The organism is Zwartia vadi, assembly GCF_030410375.1.
In the GTDB taxonomy this organism is placed as follows: Bacteria; Pseudomonadota; Gammaproteobacteria; order Burkholderiales; family Burkholderiaceae_B; genus Zwartia; species Zwartia vadi.
Map to the genome: position 1 here is coordinate 32,256 of NZ_JAUHHE010000014.1, position 24,188 is coordinate 56,443.

The 24,188-nt window shown below is 51.7% G+C and carries 16 protein-coding genes; 11 read left to right on the forward strand and 5 right to left on the reverse strand.

The annotated features are described in order from the left end of the window. Positions 1-50: 50 nt before the first annotated feature. On the reverse strand, positions 51-1,652 hold the full coding sequence (locus tag QWY27_RS12390; protein WP_290198740.1) for an ABC transporter substrate-binding protein: 1,602 nt from the start codon (positions 1,650-1,652) through the stop codon (positions 51-53). A 437-nt stretch (positions 1,653-2,089) separates the two neighbouring features. Between QWY27_RS12390 and QWY27_RS12395 the strand changes: the two genes are divergently transcribed. The 4 genes from QWY27_RS12395 to QWY27_RS12410 are packed head-to-tail and all read left to right on the forward strand — an operon-like array spanning position 2,090 to position 5,631. Next, a complete protein-coding gene (locus tag QWY27_RS12395) occupies positions 2,090-2,830 on the forward strand; it encodes an aspartate/glutamate racemase family protein (protein ID WP_290198690.1) in 741 nt (246 codons plus the stop codon). A 27-nt stretch (positions 2,831-2,857) separates the two neighbouring features. After that, complete coding sequence (locus QWY27_RS12400) at positions 2,858-3,751, forward strand: DMT family transporter (RefSeq protein ID WP_290198691.1); 894 nt, start codon at positions 2,858-2,860, stop codon at positions 3,749-3,751. Between the two features lie 41 nt (positions 3,752-3,792). Next, entirely contained in the window at positions 3,793-4,779 is a 987-nt protein-coding gene (locus QWY27_RS12405; protein ID WP_435433480.1) for a glycosyltransferase family 2 protein, read from the forward strand. Between the two features lie 12 nt (positions 4,780-4,791). Continuing rightward, positions 4,792-5,631 carry a ChbG/HpnK family deacetylase gene (locus QWY27_RS12410; protein WP_290198692.1) on the forward strand — a complete coding sequence of 280 codons (840 nt, stop codon included), beginning with the start codon at positions 4,792-4,794 and terminating at the stop codon, positions 5,629-5,631. Here the strand turns inward: QWY27_RS12410 and QWY27_RS12415 are convergent. Further along, the gene (locus QWY27_RS12415) at positions 5,620-6,333 is read right to left on the reverse strand and encodes an epoxyqueuosine reductase QueH (RefSeq protein WP_290198693.1); all 714 of its coding nucleotides are present in this window, start codon (positions 6,331-6,333) and stop codon (positions 5,620-5,622) included. The genes QWY27_RS12410 and QWY27_RS12415 overlap by 12 nt on opposite strands. Before the next feature lie 47 nt (positions 6,334-6,380). Next, positions 6,381-9,191 carry a bifunctional [glutamate--ammonia ligase]-adenylyl-L-tyrosine phosphorylase/[glutamate--ammonia-ligase] adenylyltransferase gene (gene glnE / locus QWY27_RS12420; protein ID WP_290198694.1) on the reverse strand — a complete coding sequence of 937 codons (2,811 nt, stop codon included), beginning with the start codon at positions 9,189-9,191 and terminating at the stop codon, positions 6,381-6,383. Positions 9,192-9,273: 82 nt separating this feature from the next. Here glnE and QWY27_RS12425 point away from each other — a divergent pair, with 82 nt between their 5' ends. Further along, on the forward strand, positions 9,274-12,882 hold the full coding sequence (locus QWY27_RS12425; protein ID WP_435433481.1) for a YhdP family phospholipid transporter: 3,609 nt from the start codon (positions 9,274-9,276) through the stop codon (positions 12,880-12,882). A 15-nt stretch (positions 12,883-12,897) separates the two neighbouring features. On the opposite strand, the gene rho is transcribed toward QWY27_RS12425, so the two are convergent. Both rho and trxA read right to left on the reverse strand, forming a co-directional pair. Beyond that, a complete protein-coding gene (gene rho / locus QWY27_RS12430) occupies positions 12,898-14,154 on the reverse strand; it encodes a transcription termination factor Rho (RefSeq protein ID WP_290198696.1) in 1,257 nt (418 codons plus the stop codon). Positions 14,155-14,270: 116 nt separating this feature from the next. Next, positions 14,271-14,597: a thioredoxin TrxA gene (gene trxA, locus QWY27_RS12435; RefSeq protein ID WP_290198697.1), complete on the reverse strand. Its 327-nt coding sequence runs from the start codon at positions 14,595-14,597 to the stop codon at positions 14,271-14,273. A 229-nt stretch (positions 14,598-14,826) separates the two neighbouring features. On the opposite strand from trxA, the gene QWY27_RS12440 reads away from it, so the two are divergent. From QWY27_RS12440 to QWY27_RS12465, 6 genes are all read left to right on the forward strand, one after another. Beyond that, complete coding sequence (locus QWY27_RS12440) at positions 14,827-16,839, forward strand: DNA topoisomerase IV subunit B (RefSeq protein ID WP_435433482.1); 2,013 nt, start codon at positions 14,827-14,829, stop codon at positions 16,837-16,839. Then, positions 16,840-19,149: a DNA topoisomerase IV subunit A gene (gene parC, locus QWY27_RS12445; RefSeq protein ID WP_290198699.1), complete on the forward strand. Its 2,310-nt coding sequence runs from the start codon at positions 16,840-16,842 to the stop codon at positions 19,147-19,149. It begins immediately after the preceding gene. A gap of 48 nt (positions 19,150-19,197) precedes the next feature. After that, the gene (locus QWY27_RS12450; RefSeq protein ID WP_290198700.1) at positions 19,198-20,241 is read left to right on the forward strand and encodes a CDP-6-deoxy-delta-3,4-glucoseen reductase; all 1,044 of its coding nucleotides are present in this window, start codon (positions 19,198-19,200) and stop codon (positions 20,239-20,241) included. Positions 20,242-20,297: 56 nt separating this feature from the next. Beyond that, positions 20,298-21,617: an extracellular solute-binding protein gene (locus QWY27_RS12455; protein ID WP_290198701.1), complete on the forward strand. Its 1,320-nt coding sequence runs from the start codon at positions 20,298-20,300 to the stop codon at positions 21,615-21,617. A 177-nt stretch (positions 21,618-21,794) separates the two neighbouring features. Continuing rightward, positions 21,795-22,562 (forward strand): TrbG/VirB9 family P-type conjugative transfer protein, encoded by a 768-nt coding sequence (locus QWY27_RS12460; protein ID WP_290198702.1) that lies wholly within the window; start codon positions 21,795-21,797, stop codon positions 22,560-22,562. Next, positions 22,559-24,187, forward strand: coding sequence for a hypothetical protein (locus QWY27_RS12465; protein WP_290198704.1), 1,629 nt, complete (start codon positions 22,559-22,561; stop codon positions 24,185-24,187). Before QWY27_RS12460 ends, QWY27_RS12465 begins: the two co-directional genes overlap by 4 nt. Position 24,188 lies beyond the last annotated feature (1 nt).

The following is a 24,188-nucleotide window of genomic DNA, read 5'->3' on the forward strand; positions in this document are numbered from 1 at the left end:
GACACAAAAAAGCTCGCCACACCAAAAAGATGTGACGAGCTTTGACGGTTTTACTGAATGTTCATTGTCGCAAGATCGATGAACCAGTTCTGTGGCTGAACAACATCCTTGACCCTCTTGCTCATCGCACGAGGACCAGCATCGTGGGCAACCCAGACAAAAGGAGCATCATTGACGATTTGAGTGTGGAGGTTTGCAAGCGCGACATCACGCTCTTTTGCATCAAATGTAGTGCGTGCCTTCGTCACAAGGGCTTCGACTTCTGGGCTGTTGTAGTAGCCCCAGTTGTTCGAAACAGGAGGGAATGTTCCTTTGCTGCTAAAGCGCACCATACCAAAGAATGGATCCATTGCCGAGAAGCTGACGTTGATCGCATTCGCACCGTTGGCGGATGAGTCTTTAGCACCCTTGCGCCAGTTGGTAAACAGGGTGTTCCATTCGATGACATCGAACTCAACGTTGAAGAAGCACTTTTTCAGTGACTCTTGAACGAATTCGTTCATTGGTAGTGGTTGCATCTGACCAGAACCTGAAGCGGAAATCTGCACTTTGACTTTTAAAGGCTTGGCAGCAGAGAAGCCTGCGTCAGCCATCAGCTTTTGAGCGGCTTTAGGATCGTATTTAACATCGAAAGAGGGTTTGCCGAACCAGGGGTGATCAGGCGCCATGGTGCCTTTTGGAATCCCCATGATGCCGCCAAGCAAGGTCTTGAGACCTTCGCGATCCACGCACAAGTTTGCTGCTTGACGTACGCGCTTGTCCAGCCAAGGTGAGCCCTCGGCAAACGAGAGCTGCCAAGGCCAAACGTGTGGCTGTGGGTTGCTGTAGATCGTGAAGCCACGCTGTTTGATTTGAGGCATGGCGTCTGGAGCAGGCGCTTCGATCCAGTCAACTTGACCAGAAAGCAGGGCTGCGGTTCGTGCATTGGCCTCAGGGATCGGAAGTAAAACGACGCGATCAATTTTAGGGACGCGCTTTGGATCCCAGTAGTCTTTGTTTGCCACCATTTCAACACGTTCGCGCGGAACGAACCTCGCCATCTTGAATGGACCGCTACCAGAGGCATCCGCTGCAAAAGCAGCCCAGGCTTGCTTGGCGCGCTCAGCTGGATTGGTGACTGATGCAGGCACAGCCGCAAGTTTTTTCTTCCAGTGCTCGGGCGAGGCGATAAACAGGTTGGTCAGGTTAATTGGGACAAACGCATCAGGTTCGCTGCTTGTGAGTTCGACTGTTAAATCATCGATTTTTCTGGCGCTGCGCAGAGTCGGCATGCGTGAGGCCGTTACGCCCACCTGCGAGGCATCAAAGTGGGGGGCGTCTTTGTCGAGTACTTTTTGTACGTTCCAGACGATCGCGTCGGCGTTGACAGGCGAGCCGTCATGAAACTTTACACCGGGACGAAGCTTGAAAATCCACTTTGTCTTGTCGTTCGGATTGACTTCCCAGGAAGTCGCCAAACCTGGGATTACAACACTTGGAACATCCGACTTTGAGAGATCCCACTGTGTCAACGAGTCGTACATGGGGATGCCGGTGAAACGGTTACCCTCAAAACCTTGATCGGGCTGACCGAGTGTGCGTGGAATGTCGGCGGCAGTCATGCCGATACGCAAGACTTTTTCCTGTGCGGAGGCAGGAAGGGCTGCAACCATGGCAAGCGCTGTGGACAAGACGGTGAGTCCGAGTGGTTTGCCTACCAGGCGGGAAATCAACGTGTGTTGTTTCATGGAATCTCCAGTAATTCGGTTGTAAAAATATAGCTAACAGGTTTTGCTGCAAATCTGATACTTTTAGACCGGTCTCTATTGTCTGCCTCCAGCTCGAGTAAGCCATCGTGACCGATGTATGACCAGTGGTACGTACGACGTATTGAGATACGTTTTCTTATCTAAGCAAAAATCGTGCCATTCATCACCTAAGCTTTTTTCTATGTTTGGTGAGAAATGCCGTCGGTTTTTTTAGTTCTCTTTAAAATTACTTAACTTTCTATGCTCCATCGTGGTGTCTCATGTTCATTTTGGGGCATTTTTATCCAGATTGGTGCAAGAATTTTGTATCAATAGTAACTAAGGTAAACCAATTAGACACAATGAAACTACTTCTCATAAACCCTAATACCTCGCAAGCCATGACGGCTGCGATTGCCAAGGGCGCGCAGGCTGTTGCGGGTCCAAATACTGAGATTATCGCCACGCAACCCACATTCGGCCCCTTGTCTATTGAAGGGCACTATGATGAGGCTTTTGCCGCCGCAGGTGTTGCCGAGCAAGTCAAGCTGGCTGCTTCATGGAGTCCTGACGCCGTGGTCTTGGCATGTTTTGGCGATCCCGGCTTGGAGGCTGCGCGTGAGGTGACTTCGGCACCTGTGCTTGGCATCGCAGAAGCGGCTTTTCATGCCGCAAGCATGCTTGCAACGGGCTTTTCAGTCGTGACGACGATGACACGCACATGCATCATCGCTGAGCGTCTGGTTCAGCGCTATGGGTTCGAGCATCAATGTCGCGGTGTGCATGGCACTGACATAGCGGTATTAGATCTCGAAGATGGCGGAGAGGAAATCATCGGCCAGATTGAGCATGCTGCACGTGAAGCGCTCAAGCGAGATCGAAGCGGGGCAATCGTACTGGGCTGCGCCGGAATGACCACGCTCTGCCATACATTGACTCAACGCCTCGGAGTGCCTGTCATTGATGGCGTCGCTGTTGCGGTCAAGTTTGCAGAGGCACTCTGCGCCTTGGGACTGGGAACAAGCAAACACGGTGACTATGCCACCCCCTTGCCAAAAGTCTACACTGGTTGGGCGGGACCCTTGGGTTGGCCCAAGGCGTAATGATTCAATCAACGGTATAGAGGCAGCTTGCTCACTCGGCTCCAATCGCTATTAGCGATTCATTTTGTCGCAATTCTATTCGGGGCAACCGGAATTTTCGGTGTCCTGATAGACGCCGATGCAGAGGTGATCACTTTAGGGCGCGCTTTTTTTGCTGTGCTTGCCCTGTTTGCCTTGAGCCGAATGTTTAGCTTGAGGCATGTCCAGCATTGCTCGGGACTCGTGTCCTGGCGCAGGCATTCAAAGACCTTCGTGACGAGTGGGGCCATGCTGGCCTTGCATTGGGTAACATTTTTTTACTCAGTCAAGCTTGGAGGCGTGGCAGTCGCGACGCTTGGTTTTGCAAGTTTTCCTGCCTTTATCACGTTGATCGAATCACTATTGTTGAGGGAAAAAGTCGGTCGACCAGAGTGGATACGTTTATTTTTGGTCACACTCGGTCTTGTCTTGATTACACCTTCCTTTGATTGGGCGGATCGGGGCACAGAAGGTCTTGTCTGGGGTGTCGTTTCCGGAGCGGCCTTTGGTGTTCTGGCTGTGATCAATCGACGTCAATTGAGTCAGGTTAATGCTTTTCAAGTCGCGGGTATTCAAAACGCTCTGGTTTTCCTTTTTTTGTTGCCATGGGTTTTGCCAGTCTGGCGACAGGTGAGTGTGACGGATTGGATGCTGATTGCGTCGCTGGGTGTGGTCTGCACGGGTTTGGCCCATCTGTTGTTCGTGGCAAGTTTACGGCAGTTGCCGGCTCGGACAGCAGGTTTGGTGGTCGCTGCCGAACCCCTTTATGCAATCCTGTTTGCATGGGTGCTATTTAACCAAATCCCTTCTGGCAGAATGCTGGTTGGAGCCGCTGTGATGATGGCAGCCATTTTTAGTGCTAGCCTAGCAGTACGTCATCGCAACACCCAATCGAACGGCTAAAGTTATGATGTTGCGATAAAGTTTAATTTTCCACCCACGATATGACAGTGCAGACTCCCGTTTTACAAACACGTGATTTGACCCGATCGATGGTCAGTTGTGTGGTGCCTGCTTACAACGAGCATGACAACCTTGGTTTGTTATTGCCCCGACTGCAAGCTGTTTTGACTCAAACTGGTGCAGACTGGGAAGTGATCGTGGTCGATGACGGCAGTCGCGATGAGACAGCGTCGTTGATGTCCGGGTGGATCCATCAACCTGGTTTTCGCTACGTTCAGTTGTCTCGCAACTTTGGTAAAGAGCCTGCTATTACAGCTGGGATAGAGGCTGCGGTTGGCGATGCTGTGCTGATTCTCGATGCCGACCTTCAGCATCCGCCCGAGCTCTTGCCAAGGATGCTGAGTCGCTGGGAAGCCGGCATCGATATGGTGTATGCCGTGCGTGAAAACAGGGACGATGAAAGCCTGGGGAAACGCTTGGGCACCAAATTATTCTATTCTTTACTCAAAAGCTCCCGTGGCGTTGAGGTGCCCCCGCATGCTGGCGATTTTCGCCTGATGGATCGCTCGGTTGTCGATGCGTTGCTTCGCTTGCCTGAGCGCAATCGATTCATGAAGGGACTGTATGCTTGGGTGGGATTTAACACTGAGGCGATTCAGTATGTTCCGGATGAAAGAAAACATGGTGAGTCGCGGTTTAATGTCCTGACACTTTTGCGTCTTGCGCTCGCGGGTTTAATGTCTTTTACGACTTGGCCGTTGCGCCTTGTCAGTTTATTAGGTTTTGTCGTCTCGATCTGCTCGTTCGGGTATGGACTTTTTATAGTGATTGATTATCTTCTCTATAGAAATCCTGTCGATGGTTGGCCAACGATCGTGACGGTATTACTGTTTTTTTCAGGGATCAACCTCATGTCTTTGGGAGTTGTCGGCGAGTACATCGCTGGCATCTTCGATGAGGTGAAAGGCCGGCCGCTCTATATCGTGCGGCAAGCGATTGGAAAGCCCTTTAAACGCACCAAGCCCTGAGGGATCAGTCCGATGAGCATCAATGTGCGCCCACTTGTTGTTTGCGCGGATGATTTTGGTATCGAACCAGGCGTGAACGCCGCGATTGTGGCGCTTGCACAAGCAGGGCGGCTCAGTGCAACTGGTTGTCTCGTGACCGCTACGAATTTCCCTGTCGCAGCGCCGTTACTGAGAGATGTCCCGATTGATGTCGGTTTACACCTCAATTTCACAGAGTTTTTAGGGATTCCCGGGCTTTACACTTCCCTTGGAAAACTCCTCGCACTGACGTATACGCATCGTATATCTCGACTCGAAGTCCGTAAGCAGGTGAATCATCAGCTTGACTTGTTTGAACGCCATATCAAGCGTGTTCCAGATTTTGTTGATGGACATTTACATGTGCACCAGTTTCCCGTGATTCGTGAGGAGTTGCAAAGCGCCTTGATTCAACGCTATCCAAAGAGTTTGCCTTGGCTGCGTAACACGCAACCTACCCCGATGTCTGACGCACTGCCCTGGATGCAGCGTTTTAAAGCGCACGTCATCGGCGCCCTAGGTTCCCGTACTTTAGTTCGTCAAGCCAAGCGTGCCGGATTCCTGACCAATGCAGGGATGATGGGGGCGTATGATTTTTCTCGTCCGCATCCTCCATACTTTGAGATGCTTGTCGAGTGGCTCAAGCATGCGCCTGCCAATAGTGTGCTGATGACGCATCCTGCCCAATATGCTTCTGAAAAGCTTGCTTTTGGTCAGGACCGTGTTGAGGAGTATCGCGTCCTGGGCGGTCGCCAGTTCGCTGAACTGTTAGCTGATCATCAGCTGTGGATTTCGCGATTATCCAAGCAGGATGAACAAGCACTAGGTGCTTGATGATTGATTGGTGGTGTTAGTTTCGGACGCATCAGTAGGCGCGTTCAATATTTCCTGGCGTCCATAGAATTTCACTCCCAGCGTGATGCGGTCACGACCCTGCGCCCGACGATGTCTGTTGGTGTCTCTGAGAGAGTACACGCAGCCGCAATATTCTTGCTGGTAAAACTCTTCGCGTTTGCTGATTTCGATCATGCGGGCGGACCCCCCATGTTTACGCCAGTTGTAGGTCCAGTAAAGCATGTTGTCATAACGCGAGGCGGCCCGTTCCCCAGAACCGTTAATTTGATTCATATCTTTCCAGCGTGAAATACCTAGCGAGCTGGTGATGGTGTCGTAGCCATGTTCGTAGGCATAGAGGGCCGTACGCTCAAAACGCATATCAAAACATTTCGTGCAACGCTCACCGCGCTCTGGTTCGTTTTCCAGACCTTTTATACGATCGAACCAATTGTCTACATCATAGTCGGCGTCTATAAAACCAATGCCATTTTTCTCTGCGAAACGGATATTTTCATTTTTGCGGATTTCATATTCCCGAACAGGATGGATGTTCGGGTTGTAGAAAAAAATGTCGTATTGGATGCCGGCAGCAAGCATCGCCTCCATCACCTCGCCTGAACAAGGAGCGCAGCAAGAGTGCAGCAAAACCTTTGTGCGGCCGGATGGAAGGCAGAGAGAGGGGCGAAGTGGATCTTTCACGATGCTTGAAGTCTTTTAAAAAGAGTACCCGTGATTTTAGACTTTTTTTAAGTGTTGGTAGCACCCAGAACGAGCGTCCATAAGCTTTTGACAGCCTCTCGTTCAGCGTGGAGTTGATCTTGAGGTACACGCGCTTTCTCAGCGCCTTGCAAGCGCATTTGATGCTGTGCGCGACGCAGGTTTCGATAGGCATCCCCCGCGAGCTTACCGAGCTCGGAGGGGATGAGCCCCGCCTCTGCACTCAGCCTAAGCAAAGCGATGTTGCCGAGATTTCCCAGCAAGGAAGGGTGCTGTCGCGCGTGAGTCAGGACGAGGTATTGTGTGACAAACTCAAGATCGACCATGCCACCAGGGTCGTGTTTGATGTCAAAGTCTGCGCTTGTATTAGGGTGTCCGGCCGTCATTTTTTTACGCATCTGACGGACTTCCTCGGCGAAGAGCTCTGGCTGGCGTTCGATCTTGAGAATATCCTGACGAATGCGCTCAAAACGTTCGCCAACTTCGGGATCGCCCGCGGCAAAACGCGCCCGGGTCAAAGCCTGATGTTCCCAGGGCCATGCCTTTTCCATTTGATATGTTCGAAACGCCCCAACAGAAACAGCCAAAAGTCCAGCATCCCCATCGGGTCGCAATCTTAAGTCTACCTCGTAGAGACGGCCTGACGAGGTCATTGTAGACAGCCATGAGGTGATGCGTCTGCCCAGTTTTGTATAGAGTTCCGTGGCATCCTCTCGCGGATCGTCATAAAGATAAACCAAGTCAAGATCGGAAGAGTAGCCCAGCTCCTTGCCTCCTAGGCGACCGTAAGCAATCACAGCGAGTTTCATTGGAGGCAAGTTGCCTGAGGCATCCGGTTTGGCAATGAGTGGCCAGACTCTATGCAAGGTTTCATTCAGCAACATATCCGCCAAGGCAGAGAGCTGATCGCCCAGACTCTCTACAGTCAGGGCCCCTTCGAGATCCTGCGCCAGCAGCTGAAAACTGATTTGGCGTTGAATGTCGCGCATCATGTTCATTTGCTGTTCAACATCCGTGCTGCCATCGGGCATTACACACGCATCGAGATCCGCACGCAACGCCACTTCAACGCGGGCATAGTCAACCGGTTCCATGAGCACCCGCCATGCGATCAGACTATCGAGCACGACGGGATTTTGAATTAAATACTGAGCCGCCCAGGGACTTGCAGCCATCATCCGCGCGATCCGTGCAAGGGTCTCAGGATATTCAGCAAGTAAAGCAACATAGGCGCTGCGTTGAGATATCGATTCGATTAAATCCAGCAGCCGGTAAGCGGTCACAATGGGTTGCTGAGTCTGGCTTGCAGCATGCAGAGCGATCGGAAGCAGGGTATCAATACGATTACGACTTGTCGTTGAGAGGGCGCGAATACGATGTCCCTCTAAAAAGCTGTCGATACGCGCAGAAAGTGCTTGGGCTTGATCGCCGAACAGCGCTATTTTTTGATCGAGTGCTGACCCTTCAACTGCATGCCCTGATATTGGGGTGGGCGCGGTTTTTCCTTTGCTGGTATCGGTTGGGCTCGCGTTACTTTCATCTCCAAGACCAGCGATACGAAATGCATCGCGAAAAGTAGACTCTACAAACTCCCGATGTCCGTTGAGGGTCTGTTCAAAATCATGTCGGGTCATGCGCATCGCTTGCGCAAGCTCAGCCATCCGCTCAGGAGTTTGTGGCAGGAGATGGGTTTGCGCATCTTCGGCATATTGCAAAGCATGTTCGACACGACGTAAAAATCGGTAGGCTTGGGCGAGCTTGTCTGAGCGTTCTTGCGTCAAAATACCTGCTCGTCGCTGAGCTTCCAAAGCGTTTAAGAGGCCGCGTTGCTGAAGTGCAGGCATCCGCCCACCACGGATGAGCTGGGAAAGTTGGACGACGAACTCGATTTCCCTTATGCCTCCATCCCCAAGCTTGATGTTGTGAGTAGAGTCGACGCCTGGACGCGCCAAGGCTTTACGTTGCCAATCCTGACGAATGCGCTCTCTGAGCGCGCGCAGTGCTGCCAGCGCATCAAAATCGAAATATTTCCGATAGACGAAGGGTAGCCTCAAGCTCTCCGTATGCTGCAGGCTTGCTGTCGGATCACTTTGTTCAAAAGCTTTTGCGGGAATGACCCGACCTTTGAGCCAGGCGTAACGTTCCCATTCACGGCCTTGAGTGAAAAGATACTGCTCAAAGGCGTCCAGACTCCAGGCAACGGGTCCAGAGTCTCCATCGGGACGCAGTCGCAAGTCAGTCCGAAACACCTGACCGTCCGCATCAGCCTCTGACAAAATGGGCATCATCTTTTTGGTGAGCTTGGCGTAAAACTCATGATGGCTGATTGGTCTTGAACCATCCGTTTCGCCCTCTTCGCCATAAAGCATCACGAGATCGATGTCAGAGGAAACATTCAGCTCGCAACCGCCTAGTTTGCCCATACCGATAATGATCATTTCCTGAGGCAGCTTGGTTGTCGGATCTCTTGGCGTGCCATGAACAGGAACTAAATCTTGCATGACGCTCCGATAAGATTGGCTGACGCACAGGTCTGCCAGGGCAGTCATTGCGCCAACAACCTCTTCCAAGTCGGCCAGACCGCCTAAATCCCGCACCATGACAAGATAGAAAGTCCTTTTGCGAAGTTGCCTTAGAACTTTCTTGCAGGTTGAAATGTCCAAAAGTGCACTGGAAGCTGGTTGCCCAGACAGCTCGGCGAACCATTGCTCGATTTTGGCCGGAGTGACGGCTTGAAGGCTTTCGCGTTGCAGCCAGTCAGAGAAGTCAGGGTGCGTGTTGATCAGACGTCGCAACACACCTGACCAAGCTACAGCATTTCCTAAGATTGATTCAGTCATCGATCGTTGCGTCATCAAGTTAAAATGAGCCAATCCTACATTCTAGTCATTGGTCTTTCAAAGGCAATAAATAGTTTTGATATTGATCCAAAAATCCCTTCGCATACTCTTGATTGGCTTGCTGCTCCTTTATTTTGCTGCAGCCACCATGATGCTGGGCGTCCGCTACCTTGTTTTGCCCCATATTGACTCATGGCGACCCCAGATTGAAAAGCGCTTGTCAAACGCCTTGGGTGCCCAAGTCACGATGGGCGAGATTGCGGCAAGTTGGTCCGGGCTCAATCCCACCTTGGCATTGGAAAACCTGCGTCTGCGCGATTTCAAAAGTAATTCTGAGCTTTTGTATGTGCCCGATGCCTTTGCCGTTGTCTCCTGGAGGAGCATTTTTGCGCTCGATTTACGATTGCGACAGCTAGAGATCAACGGTATTCACCTGTCTGGCAGTCGAAGGTTGGACGGCAGAATCGTGATGGCCGGGACTGTGCTGGCTGAACAGACTGATGAAAAGTTTAATTTTTCCACCGAAACGCCAGCCGTACGTTGGCTTTTAAACCAGGGCGAGATTGTTGTTCGTGATGCGAGCTTTCACTGGGACGATCACTTTAGGGGGGCTGAATCGCTTTCGCTGACCGGGATTGAATTCAAAATATCAAATAGCCTTTTTCGGCATCAACTGCGGCTCAGTGCCAACTTGCCCCATAAGCTTGGAGAGTCTCTGGAGTTGATTATCCGCACGGACAGTTTGTTTAATCCTCTCGCCTCCCACGAGCAAGGCGATGTGGAAATTTATATTGAAGTCAACGATGCCCAACCCAGTGCCTGGAGTCCCTGGGTGGATGTTCCGACTGTTGATGGACGTTTTGCCACACGTTTATGGATGACGATGTCATCTGGACATTTCGGGCGGGCAACCATGGATCTGGCTGGTGCCCATGCTGCAGTGTATTTGGGGGAGGGCGATGCGACCGTCTTGCGGGCAGACTCACTTCAGTTGCGATGGAGTGGCTGGTTAGGCGATTTGCTTCCTGACAAGAAATGGCTGATTTTCGATCGCAGTCCGAACGAACTTGGTGCCTCGCTCACGCTCTCTGGTCAAGGATTGATCCTTGATTCCAAAATGTTCGAGCCAAGCGCCCTTGTGATCGGTGATGTGTCAGCCAACACCCAGTGGAATCGCAATGCTCGGCAGCAACTTACACTGAACGCCACGCGAATCTCTCTCTCGGGCCCAACAAATGCTGAGCTTCGCGGATTGTGGACGCAGGGACCAGAGGGCTCGCCCGGTGTGGTGGATGTAACAGGGACCCTGAATAGTTTGGATCCCACAAAGCTTTATCAATATGCTACGACAGAGGTCACTGCCGAGACTCGCGAGTGGCTGCGACGGGCGATCCTCAGTGGCAGTCTCAAACAGGTTAACCTGACGCTTCAAGGTGATTTAGCTAAATTTCCGTTTAATGCTCCTGGCAAGGAAGCGGGTATTTTTCGCCTCGAAGGCCAACTTGATCAGGTTTTGCTTGACTACGATTTTGTTGAACCGAATCAGCCACAATGGCCTGCCGTGACCATTGTGAATGGCGATCTTGTTCTCGATAAGCTCGTTTTAACAATCAAAAGCGATCAGGCCGAATTAAGAGGAGTACCCGGAAAGCCAATACAGTTATCGGGGTTGGAGATCAAAGCGCCAGATCTTTGGTTTAATCCAAACATTTCCATTCGACTACATAGCTATGGGCTTGCTCAGGAATATCTCTCGACTTTGAGCCGGACACCCATCGCCCATGATTTTGGCAAGTCCCTTGAAACGCTGCAGCTAAAGGGACAGGCGTCAATGCCCGTGGCCGTTGATTTTGATCTTGAAAAGCAGCAGGCGGTGATGGTCAATGGTCAGTTGAAATTGACAGACGTTTCAGCTGCCTTGTCCAAAGACGGCATACCTGTCGACAAGATTAATGGCGCAATTGATTTCACGGATAACACCCTGGTCGTAAAGGAAATGCGGGGAGTAGCCTTGGGGGGGGGCGTCAGCCTGACGGGTGAGTGGGGGCCTGTCAAACGTCAATTTTCGCTTCGGGGAGAAGCAACAACGATTGCCTCTGAAAAACATCAAAAACTCAGCGCGATGCTTGCAGTCACAGGGAGAACAAATTACAGGGCAGATATTAAAGGCAATGACAAGGGTGGATTTGAGCTTGACGTCAGTTCAACACTTGAAGGGCTGACGATCAAACTTCCATCTCCACTTGGTAAGTCGGCAGGTCAGAAGCGTCCCTTATCCTTAAAAATGTTCAGTACCAACCAAGGCAAAGCGGACAGAACCGCTTTGACCTTCAGTGTAGGCAACCTGAACGGTCGATTTGAGCATGATCCAAATGGTCGCGGTCAGCCTTATTTTTCAAGAGGCTCGATTGTGATGGGAGGGCCTGCTACGCTCCCGGCCGCTGGCCTGTCGGTGAATCTGGGTTTTGATCGTGTCAATTGGGATGACTGGAAAGCGCTAACTGATCAGCTCACAGCTCTCCCAAACCAAACGGCCGCAGCGTCGGGGCCGGCTGTTTTTCCGCCCCTACACCAGTTGCGTTTGCGTTCGCCAGAGTTTGTTTTTGCTGAGCTCACCCTCAATCAACTCGATTTGATGCTCAGCAGAACGGCTGCACAAAAATGGGCTGCCCGGCTCGAGTCAAAACAGACTCAAGGCGTTGCCTCCTGGACAACTAGTCCAAAAGGGCTTGTGGGGCCTGTTGTCGCAAGGTTCTCAAGACTTTCTGTGGGTACTGAAGGCGGCGCCGCAGGAGAGCCTCCCAAGACTGAGGTCATCGATGAAAAACAATGGTCGTCCATGCCTGCGATCGATTTGACCGTAGAGGATTTCACTTTATACGGTAGTCGACTCGGCGCCTTGCACCTGGTCGGCGAGAACGTAGATAACGGTTCGCGTTGGACAATCAAGCAACTGGACATCACGAATCCCCATGCATCAATGATCGCTAAAGGTTCATGGTTACTAAAAGGTCAAGAGCGAGGTGTGAGTCTCGATGGTGAAATCAAGCTCCTAAACCTTGGCAAGCTCTCCGATCAAATGGGTTATGAAAATCGGGCTGCCGAGGGTGAGGGCACGATTAAGGCAAAAATCAACTGGCTAAATTTCCCCTGGGTGTTTTCATATGCAGGTCTGAATGGCGAGGCCAATATTGATCTTAAAAATGGCGTTTTTCAGCATGTGAATTCGCGCAGCGCTCGCTTGCTCGAGGTGCTGTCTTTGCAATCCTTGCAGAGAATCCTGAGTTTGAACTTCAGGACTGGAGAGGAGTTCAAGGATGGCTTTCCCTGGAACAGTATTTCGGGCGATCTTACGTTGAATCAAGGCGTAGTCAATACAACGGATTTGGTTGTTCGCAGCCCCATTGCACGCATTTCGCTGACTGGTGGCTCAGACTTAAATCGCAAGGTATGGGATTTGAACGCGGACGTGCGGCCTATTCTTGATATGAGCGGTGCAGCAGTCGCCACTGCATTTGTGGTGAATCCCATTGCTGGTCTGAGTGCCCTGGTCTCGCAATTTTTATTACGCAACCCAATCGAGCGAGCGATGAGTGCAAAATACCAAGTAAAAGGAACTTGGGATGAGCCAGAGCTCATCCCAGTTGGTGTGCCGACCCCCGTGCCAGATCAACCGGTCATAGGTGGATAGGTCATTACCTGAATTTTATTTTTTCATCATGTCAAAGAACTCAGCATTGTTCTTTGTTGAGCGCATTTTGTCCATGATGAACTCCATCGCTTCGATTTCATCCATGTCATGGATAAATTTGCGAAGCACCCAGATTTTTTGCAATAAGTCGGGTTTGATCAACAGCTCTTCGCGGCGTGTACCAGACTTATTAAGATTAATCGCTGGATAGACACGTTTTTCTGCCAGGCGACGCTCAAGGTGCACTTCGGAGTTGCCCGTTCCTTTGAATTCCTCATAGATGACTTCGTCCATGCGGCTGCCTGTTTCAATCAAGGCAGTACCAATAATTGTCAAGGAACCGCCTTCTTCGAGGTTTCGTGCCGCGCCAAAAAAGCGTTTGGGACGTTGAAGGGCATTTGCATCGACACCACCAGTCAGCACTTTGCCAGAAGCGGGAACCACGGTGTTGTATGCACGAGCCAGGCGCGTGATTGAGTCAAGAAGAATCACAACGTCTTTCTTCATTTCGACTAAACGTTTTGCGCGTTCAATCACCATCTCCGCTACCTGGACATGCCGTGTTGCAGGCTCGTCAAAAGTAGACGCTACGACCTCTCCGCGAACAGTGCGCTGCATTTCAGTGACTTCCTCGGGGCGCTCATCGACAAGCATGACGATCATGACCGCATCAGGAAAGTTCGTCGTGATGGCATGTGCGATATGTTGCATCATCACCGTTTTGCCTGACTTAGGACTTGCCACAATCAGACCGCGCTGGCCCTTACCGATTGGCGCAAAAATATCCAGAATCCTGCCAGTCAGATTTTCTTCGCTTTTGATGTCGCGCTCGAGCGTCATGACCTTGTCCGGATGCAACGGAGTCAAGTTTTCAAACATGATCCGGTGCTTGATCGCCTCGGGAGGAAAGCCGTTGACCTTGTCGACTTTTACAAGAGCAAAATAGCGCTCACCATCTTTTGGTGTTCGAACCTCACCCTCGATTGAGTCACCCGTGTGTAGATTAAAGCGACGAATTTGCGAAGGAGAAATGTAAATGTCGTCTGTACTGGCGAGATAGGAAGTGTCAGGCGAGCGCAGAAAGCCAAAGCCGTCCGGCAGCACTTCTAGAACACCATCACCAAAAATCTGCTCACCTTGTTTGGCTCGCCGCTTCATGATCGCAAACATGAGCTCTTGTTTACGTAGACGGTTTGCGTTTTCAATTTCGAGGCCTGCGGCCATCTCTAGCAGCTGCGAAACGTGCTGCGCCTTCAGTTCATTCAGGTGCATTGATATTTATCTGGAAAAGTGGCTTCACAAGAAGTCAGGGGTCAAAGAAAAGAGGGAGGAGACGCGCTAAGCAGAGTCGGTGGCGGGCCTCGGACGGGCCCGCGCGTGGAAACGAATTAGATCGCGCCGTTTAAAAATTCAGTCAGCTGAGACTTTGAAAGCGCACCAACTTTGGTCGCTGCCACTTTGCCGTCTTTGAAAAGCATCAAGGTGGGGATGCCACGGATACCGAATTTTGCTGCGGTTTCCTGATTTTCGTCAACGTTCAGTTTTGCAACGGTAACTTTACCAGCAAACTCGGTCGCAACTTCTTCGAGCATCGGGGCAATCATCTTGCATGGACCGCACCAAGCCGCCCAATAGTCGACCAGCACGGGCTGGGAGGATTTCAGTACGTCTGCATCAAAGCTGACATCGCTCACGTTTTTGATGTGTTCACTCATGATTTTCTCTAGGGTATTTCAGTGATGGGTCTGTACGACCGTCAGACACGTCCGGCATTTAGGCTTTTATATGCCCGATGAGGGACTTTATGCGGCTGCATTTTATTCATTAAAGCACAAATTGAACAAAACAGATGAATGAATCCCCCACTTTTTGATGTTGCACTGAGGCAGTACCCCCCAAAATGCTGCTCACTTATTGATCATGCCGGGTCTTGCCGTGCTCCAATTGCCAATTTCCGTAAAATGGGCAATCTTTTCCACAGATCCTGGGGATAACTTGAGTACGAAGTCCTACAACGAATCATCCATCCGAGTCCTCAAAGGACTGGAGCCGGTCCGACAACGACCTGGCATGTACACACGCACGGAAAATCCTCTTCATATCATTCAAGAAGTCATTGATAACGCCGCTGACGAGGCGCTTGCGGGCTTTGGCAAGCTTATTCAAGTCACGATGCAAGCCGACGGCAGCATCACGGTTGAAGACGATGGTCGCGGGATTCCGGTTGGTTTGCACCCTGAGGAGCAAGCTCCCGTGGCTGAGTTGGTCTTCACACGCTTACATGCCGGGGGCAAATTCGACAAAAAGGGGGGCGGAGCCTATGCTTTTTCTGGTGGCCTTCATGGCGTTGGTGTCTCCGTCACAAATGCGTTGTCCAAACGCTTAGAGCTGGTTGTTTGGCGAGAAGGTGCCGCACATCGTATGGTTTTCGCCAATGGCGACGTTGTCGAACCCCTCAAGCTTGTCCCTGAGTTAGCGAGGAAGAAATCAGGCACTCGCGTGCGTGTGTGGCCGGACCCCGCTTTTTTCGATTCTGCAGTGATTCCCCCGCATGAACTCATGCATTTGCTGCGTAGCAAAGCTGTTCTGATGGCGGGCGTAAAAGTCACCTTTCTAAACGAAAAAACAGGAGAGTCTCGAACCTGGCAATATCAGGATGGATTGGCTGGATATCTCACCGAGGCTTTGCAAGGGTTGGAGCTACGTGTACCACTGTTCTCAGGGGAGCAATTTGCTTTAGCCGACCACGAAAACTTCGCCGAAGGTGAGGGTGCTCAGTGGGTCGTTGCTTGGGCGGATGAGGGCAATGTGGTCCGCGAATCATACGTAAATCTGATCCCGACGCCTGCAGGCGGCACCCACGAGTCGGGTCTTCGGGAGGGGCTTTTTGCTTCAGTCAAAGGTTTCGCGGAGCTGCACGGGCTGCTTCCCAAGGGCGTCAAACTCTTGCCTGAGGATGTTTTTGCTCGTACAAGCTTTGTTTTGTCAGCCAAAGTCCTTGACCCTCAGTTTCAAGGACAAATCAAAGAACGCTTAAATAGCCGCGATGCCGTGCGCTTAGTAGGAGGTTTTGTACGCACCTCTCTGGATCTCTGGCTGAACAGTCATGTCGAATACGGCAAAAAACTAGCTGAATTAGCGATCCGCCAAGCGCAGGCCCGCGCGCGCTCCGCTCAGAAAGTGGAAAAACGTAAAAGTTCAGGCGTGGCGGTCTTACCCGGAAAACTGACAGATTGCGAGTCTTCGGATACCTCACGCACCGAGGTGTTTTTAGTTGAAGGGGACTCCGCTGGGGGTTCGGCCAAAATGGGCCGGGATAAAGAGTTTCAAGCCATTCTTCCTCTCCGGGGTAAGGTCTTGAACTCCTGGGAGGTTGATCGGGATCGCTTGTTTGCGAATAACGAAATTCACGACATTGCTGTGGCAATCGGTGTCGATCCGCACGGCCCCAACGACACACCGGATCTTTCTGGTTTACGTTATGGTCGCGTGTGTATTCTTTCTGATGCGGACGTTGACGGCTCCCACATTCAGGTTTTGTTGCTGACGCTGTTTTACCGACATTTTCCGCGTTTGGTTGAGCTTGGTCACGTTTTTGTTGCCCGTCCACCACTGTTTCGCGTGGATGTCCCCGCACTTGGCAAACGTCCGGCCCGCAAAGTCTATTGCTTGGACGCCGGTGAGCTGGAGGCCGTACAGGACAAGCTTCGCAAAGAGGGTGTACGCGAGGGCTCTTGGGATATCAGTCGATTCAAGGGGCTTGGAGAAATGAGCCCAACCCAGCTCTGGGAGACGACCATGAATCCCGACACGAGGCGTATGCTTCCGGTCGGATATGGCGCGCTCGATCAGGCCGCCACCACACAAATGTTTGACATGTTGATGGGTAAAGGCGAGTCTGGCGCCCGTCGTACCTGGCTCGAAGAAAAAGGCAACCTCGCTGAGGTTGATATTTAAATGACTGATGGATCCCAACCTGGTTTGTTTGACCCGAGCGATGCGGAGGCATCGCTAACGCTTGGCTTATATGCCGAGCAAGCTTATCTTGATTATGCGGTCTCGGTTGTGCGCGGCCGCGCCCTACCTGATGTCGGTGACGGCCAAAAACCCGTCCAACGCAGAATTTTGTACGCCATGCAGGCCATGGGCCTTCAATCTGGCGCCAAGCCTGTCAAGTCGGCCCGCGTCGTCGGTGATGTGCTGGGTAAATATCATCCGCACGGAGACCAAGCTGCTTACGATGCGCTAGTGCGAATGGCGCAACAGTTTTCTTTGCGCTATCCCCTGATTGATGGTCAGGGTAATTTTGGTTCACGAGATGGAGATAACGCGGCTGCGATGCGTTACACCGAAGCTCGGCTGACGCCTTTTGCTCGGTTGCTGCTCGATGAGCTTGACGAAGGCACCGTAGATTTCATTCCGAATTACGACGGCAGTCACCAAGAGCCTTCCATGCTGCCGGCGCGTTTGCCCGTCATGCTGCTCAACGGCGCATCTGGTATTGCAGTCGGAATGGCGACAGAGATACCCGCACACAATTTGCGTGAAGTTGCGCAAGCTTGTGTGGCGTTAATCAAAAATCCATCGCTTGCGGAATCCGAGCTTTACGAAATGATTCCGGGTCCTGATTTCGCGGGTGGTGGTCAGATTATTACGTCTCCCTCAGATATCGCCCAGATTTATCAAACGGGGCGTGGATCTCTCAAGGCGCGTGCGCGCTGGCAGTTTGAAGAGATGGCTCGAGGTCAGTGGCAACTGGTCGTGCATGAGTTGCCACCCGGTGCGTCTTGCCAAAAAGTACTTGAAGAAATCGAAGACCTGACGAATCCCAAAGTCAAAACGGGAAAGAAAGCCTTAACTCCGGAACAACAGCAAACCAAGGCCCAGATGCTGGCGTTGCTCGATGCTGTGCGTGACGAGTCAGGAAAAGACGCCGCTGTCCGTCTAGTGTTTGAACCCAAAACCTCAAAAATAGATCGTGAGGAGTTTGTGACGACCCTGTTGGCACTGACCAGCATGGAAACGAGCGTGCCAATCAATCTTGTTTGTATCGGCACGGATCATCGGCCTCGCCAAAAAGGCTTGCGCGATGTATTGCTTGAATGGATCGGTTTTCGTACGCATACTGTTCTGCGTCGTACACGGTACCGGTTCGACAAGATCACGGACCGCATTCATGTGCTCGAGGGTCGGATGCTGGTGTATCTCAATGTTGATGAGGTCATCCAGACGATCCGAGAGTCTGACGAGCCTCGCCCGGCATTGATGGCTCGCTTTAAATTAAGCGAACGTCAGGCGGATGACATTTTAGATATGCGTCTGCGTCAACTGGCTCGCCTTGAGGGCATCAAGATTGAGCAAGAGTTGTCGGAAAAGCGCGCAGAGCAACAAAAGCTCCAAGAGTTGATCGAGCAACCCAGTGCACTCAAAAAGCTTGTGGTCAAAGAAATCGAGGCGGACTCCAAGCTCTATGGGGATGAGCGACGAACACTTATTCAGGTCGCTGAGCGTGCCGTCAAAGAAGTCCGCGTTCTGGACGAGCCCGTCACAGTTATTGTTTCTCAGAAAGGTTGGTTGCGTTCGCGCCAAGGTCATGGCCATGATGCAACGCAATTCAACTTTAAAGCGGGCGACGGTCCCTACGGCGTCTTCGAGTGCCGCAGCACAGATTCGCTGATTGCTTTCGGCGACAATGGTCGTGTTTATAGTGTTGCCGTTTCAAGCTTGCCCTCGGCGCGCGGGGATGGCGCACCCGTGACGTCCATGATTGATCTTGAGCCAGGCTCACACATTGAACATATGGTCGCGGCCTCAGCTGATAGCAAATGGCTACTGAGCACCCGTCAAGGTTTTGGCTTTTCAACCAAACTTTCTGACATGATGAGCCGGCAGCGGGCTGGCAAGCAGTTTGTCACCCTCGAGAAAAACGATCGTCTGCTCAGACCGGTCCCGCTTTTCTCTCAGGCAACGCATGTGGCCTTCTTTTCTGCTCGCGGCAAATTGTTACTGATTGCTCTTGATGAGGTAAAAAGTTTGTCTTCCGGCGGCAGGGGAACAATCTTGATGGGTATTGATGCACCCGATACCTTGTCGCAGACTGTACCCGTCTCTAAGTCTGGTTTGCGTGTGACTGGGACCTATCGAAGTAAACAAGTCGAGGATATTCTTTCAGGAGCATCCCTTGAGCAGTATGTCTCCAAGCGTGCTCGCAAGGGGAGATTGCTTGATATTCGCTCCAAAGAACCCGTTCTTTCCCCGGTACTTTAAAGATAAAATGCCGCACAACATGATTCACGTTCTTTTTTAGGTATTCCCATGTCGTTCCAAGTCACCGTCCAGCCCAGCCAGCATCAGTTTCCTGCAGATCCAGACAAAAGTGTGCTGGATGCTGCTCTTGCCGCCGGGATATTGCTGCCATACAGCTGCCGCAGCGGTGCCTGTTCGACCTGCAAAGCCCGGGTGGTATCAGGGACCGTGGAGGCTGGTCATAGCGCCGCACAAATTCTGACTCCAGAGGAGATTCACGAAGGCTTCACCTTGCTATGTCAAGCGCGTGCGACATCTGATCTCGTCATCGAGTCGCGCGAAATACGATTAGCCTCTGACATCCAGGTGCGCAAGCTTCCCTCCCGTGTGACCTCGATTCAGCGACCCGCACCCGATGTTGCGGTCTTGACATTGCAATTGCCTGCGACCGAAACCTTCCGGTTTTATGCGGGCCAGTACGTCGAGATCATCCTCAAAGACGGCAAGCGTCGCAGCTATTCCATGGCGAATCCTCCTCATTCTGCGGCGTCCCTTGAACTACACGTCCGTCATTTGCCTGGTGGTATGTTTACCGACCATGTGTTTGGCGCGGGCGCAACCCAGATGAAAGAGCGTGAAATCTTGCGCGTAGAAGGACCTTTCGGTTCATTTTTCCTGCGTGAAGACAGCGACTTGCCTATCGTGATGCTTGCCAGCGGCACGGGCTTTGCACCGATCAAAGCAATTGTCGAACACATGATCCACAACAACATAAAGCGTCCCGTGACGCTTTATTGGGGAGGACGTCGTCCCGCCGATCTCTATATGCATTCGCTCGCTCAGCAATGGGCTCAGACCTTGCCCGATTTCACGTACGTACCTGTCGTTTCAGATGCTCTACCAGAAGACGGCTGGACCGGACGCACCGGTTTTGTGCACCGGGCTGTGATGGAGGACTTTCCCAGTCTGATGGGGCATCAGGTTTATGCTTGCGGAGCGCCTATTGTCGTGGAATCTGCCAGACGTGAATTCGTTGCTCAGTGCTGTTTGCCCGATGATGCTTTTTTTGCTGACGCATTTACCTCAGAAGCAGACATTGCCGCATTAAAATAAGTATTTCCTCGCACAAAGGTTTTGTGCCCTTGACCGTTATCAATAGGATCTTCAGCGTGACCCTCCTTAAACGTATTGCCGTAGTGCTCGGTTTATCTTGTGCTGTTGCATTGCCTGTTCAGGCAAATCCAGTCAACATTGAGGTCTGGCACACAATGACCTCGATTCACAAGTCCGAGTTCGAAAAAATTGCCCGCCGCTTCAATAACGAACAAAAAGACGTGAATGTCGTATTGAAAGCCTTCCCTAATCAGGATGCACTGCGTAAGGCAGGAGAAAAAGCTGTTGCTGAAAAGCGCAAGCCTAATCTCGTCCAGCTGCCAGATAATCGCTCGCCTGAAATTATTGCCCAACACAAAGACATCATTCCTCTTCATCAGCTGCTGAAACAGTATCCGATGAAAGATGCAAACTGGTTTCTGACACAAACAACAGGTTTTATGCGGGACAATCAAGGCCGTCTGATGGCCTTCCCCTACATGGCTGAAATCCCCGTGATGTTCTATAACGTTGCAGGGTACAAAAAAGCAGGGCTCGATTCAAACAAGCCCGCAAGAACATGGCCTGAGTTGCAAAATCAATTGCTGGTATTAAGAGACAAGGCACATTATCAGTGTCCCTTCGCGACCAGCCATCAGGTGACCACGCATCTCGAAAACATGGCACCCATCAATGGGGCCTTGTATGTCACACCCAAAAACGGACTTGATAATGTCAAGGGCGCGCAACTTAATCTTCTCGATCCAGTATTTATGCGCCATCTGTCCATCATGGTCAGCTGGAAGCGCTCGGACTTGTTCCCGTTTAACAGCAACGGCACCGAGGCTGACGAGATGTTTGCTGATAATCGTTGCGCAGTCATTACAACCACCTCTGGTGCTTTGGCGCGCATGCAAGACGCAAAAGGCCTGAGCTATGGCGTTGCGCCCTTGCCGTTTTATGACCAGGTTGTCCGTACAGCGGGCGCGCCTTACGTGAGCGGGTCAGCGCTTTGGGCAACATCGGGTCACACCAAAGAGCAAGACAAGGCCACCATGACCTTTTTATCCTTTTTGGCTCAACCGGTGATTGCTTCCTCCTGGCATCAGCGTACAGGCTTTTTGCCACTGACTGACGCAGCATTCCGAACCGCTGACGCAGCGTTTTATGATCGTATCCCTGGTGCGCGCCAATTAGTCGATAGCATGCGCAACGTCAAGGATCCCAACAGTCGTGGTTTCCGTTTGCGTAATTATCCTCAGATTGAGCCAATTCTGAGTCGCGAATTTGATGCGGCGTTGTCAGGCAATACACCTCCTGTCGAGGCGTTAACCAAAGGTGTCGACCAAGCGAAGGTCCTCTCTCAGGATGCACCGGTCGCACCAAGACGCAAATAATGAATGAGCGGTGTCAACATAGCAAACGTACTTTGACACCTTGACTCAGAAATAAAAACGGAGCCTTTAAGGCTCCGTTTTTATTTCGTGTCGTTTTGCTCTATGCGTAATAGATGCAATTGTCCTGACGTGTATTCGGAGCCAACATAGTCGTCTCCGAACACAGACGAAATAAATATGTCAGCGACATGGATTGCCAGTGCTTCCTTAATTCTTTTTTTAACCGCATGCGGGGGAACGGCCTCACTGCATTCTAGCGGCCATCGTGTTGGCGTGAACATTCCAACTGGCGCGTTGGATTTTGGCTGGCGCTTGTCGGGCGAGCGTTCAGTCGCACCGCTTCAGGTTTTTTCCGATCCCACACATATTTGGTTGCATTGGCAGCCTCATCAAACCATACCCGCGATTTTTGGAGTCACCGAATCTGGTGAGCAGATTGTTGACTATGAACGCCATGGTCCTTATGCCAAGCTCGATGGTCGTTGGGATGCGTTAGTTTTTCGGGGTGCCCACCAACAGGCTAGAGCCCGACGCATTCATACACAGTCGGCGCCAAGCAGTTCAATACCGACTGTTGCCAATTCACCTGTCACGCCGTCGGTTGCTCAGCCCGTGACTGAGCCAATCAGTGCATCCACCACTGCTTCACAGGCTTTTTATGCTATTACACCAGGTGACAAAAATCTGAGACAGGCATTATCCCGATGGTCGGGTCTAAGCGGCTGGAGATTTCAAGCGGAACATTGGTCTGTGGATGTTGATATTCCATTGACTGCTACTGCAAATTTTTCAGATGATTTTATTGCTTCCGTGCGTGCATTGATTGAAGCCACTGAACTATCAGATCGACCATTGCAGCCTTGTTTCTATGCCAATCAAGTCTTGCGGATTGTTCCACTGACTGAAGCGTGCGATCGCACCCTCGTTGAGGGCGCGCGCGTATGAGGGCTTTAAACAGCAAACTTCTTAGGCCATCCCTTTATGTGACCTCGCTTTTGATAGCATTTTCGCTATTAAATGGGTGCGCACTCCATCAGCGCCTTGCCCAGCAGGAGGGACGCGTTAAACAGGCGCGTGGACTGATAGAGCAAAAGCAGGAGGGCTTTGAGGCTGCAACAAAATCCGCCCAGCATAGGGCTCAAGCACAGCAGGTTGCAAAGCCCTGGCTAATGGGACGCGCGATCCCGCTGGCTAGGGAGGTGACTCTCCCTCCCGCATTAAGGGGAAAGATTGATACGACCTTGATGTATCGCGATGGCAAAGTAGATCTGCCAAGCTTGGCAGATCGCATCACACAAGCCACTCAAATTCCCGTTCGAATCAAACCTGATGCGCTGTTGCCCGCTGAGCACTTTTTACCTCGCTTAAGCACCGCAGCTGTTCAAACAGTTAGCACTGCACTGACGCAAGGGCAGGCTCCGATGGGTACCCGGCCACTGCCAGAGGTGCTTGACATTGTGTCACGTCGCCTGGGTGTCCTGTGGCGTTATCACGATCGGGCGTTGGAGTTCTATCGCACGGAGACGCGTGTCTTTGATGTGCGGGCGCTCACATTGTCTGCGCAGGCAGATGCCAGGCTTGGACGGACAGCTAACAGCAAAAGCGGAGGGTTTGACAACTCATCCCGAACATCACTGGTGGCCTCTGATCAGCATGTCCTGCTTGCAATTAAAGAAAGACTGGAGCCATTTTTATCGCGTGCGGCCATTATCGCTGCCCAGCCAGGTGCCTCAACCTCTATCGTCGTGACGGATACACCTGAGGTGCTCAAGGAGGTTGCACAATATTTGGAAAGAGAAAATCGAATTTTGACCAGACGCGTGCGGTTGATTTTCGAGGAAATCACATTGGTGACGCATCAGGACGCAGAGTTTGGCTTGGACTGGGACACTCTCTGGGAGCACGGCAAGCTTGCTGCATCATTGTCGAGTTCGCTGGCGGGAACTGCGGTGACAGGCGTGACTGCAAAGCTTGGTGCATTGCCCTCGGCATCCGTGCGCAGTCAAGCTGTCCTCAACGCCTTATCCAAATACGGTACGGTCTTGAGGCACGTGACGATTCCAGTGCTGACGCTTAATCGTAGGCCTGTCACGCATGCTGTCAGAACCACTTTTTCCTATATTGATCAAGTGAAGTCTACGCAACATGCAGAAGCTGGTCATGCATCGACTCGAACAGGTCTTGGGTCGGTCTCGGTCAGTCAAAAAGAGGAAACGGTCGGCGCATTTTTGACGCTGGTCCCCGATGCACAGGAAAACGGACAGGTTCTGTTGTCTGTCGCTTACGACAACACTGTCGCGCAGCCTCTCAAGTCTGTTGTGGTGGGTGATCCGGGTAGTCGATTGCAGATTCAGCAAATCACGATTGACGGACACGGGACCGTTCAGCAAATTGCCCTGAAAACGGGTCAGCCGATGCTGATTTCAGGTTTTGATTCCAAACAGGATGAGTCGGATCGTAGTCGACTGACACCAGAGTCCCCCCTTGTTCTCGGAGGCTCGGATCGCGCCCGGCAGTCTCGCACGGCCACATTGATTATGGTGACTGCTCAAGTTGAGGAGGGGATTTGAT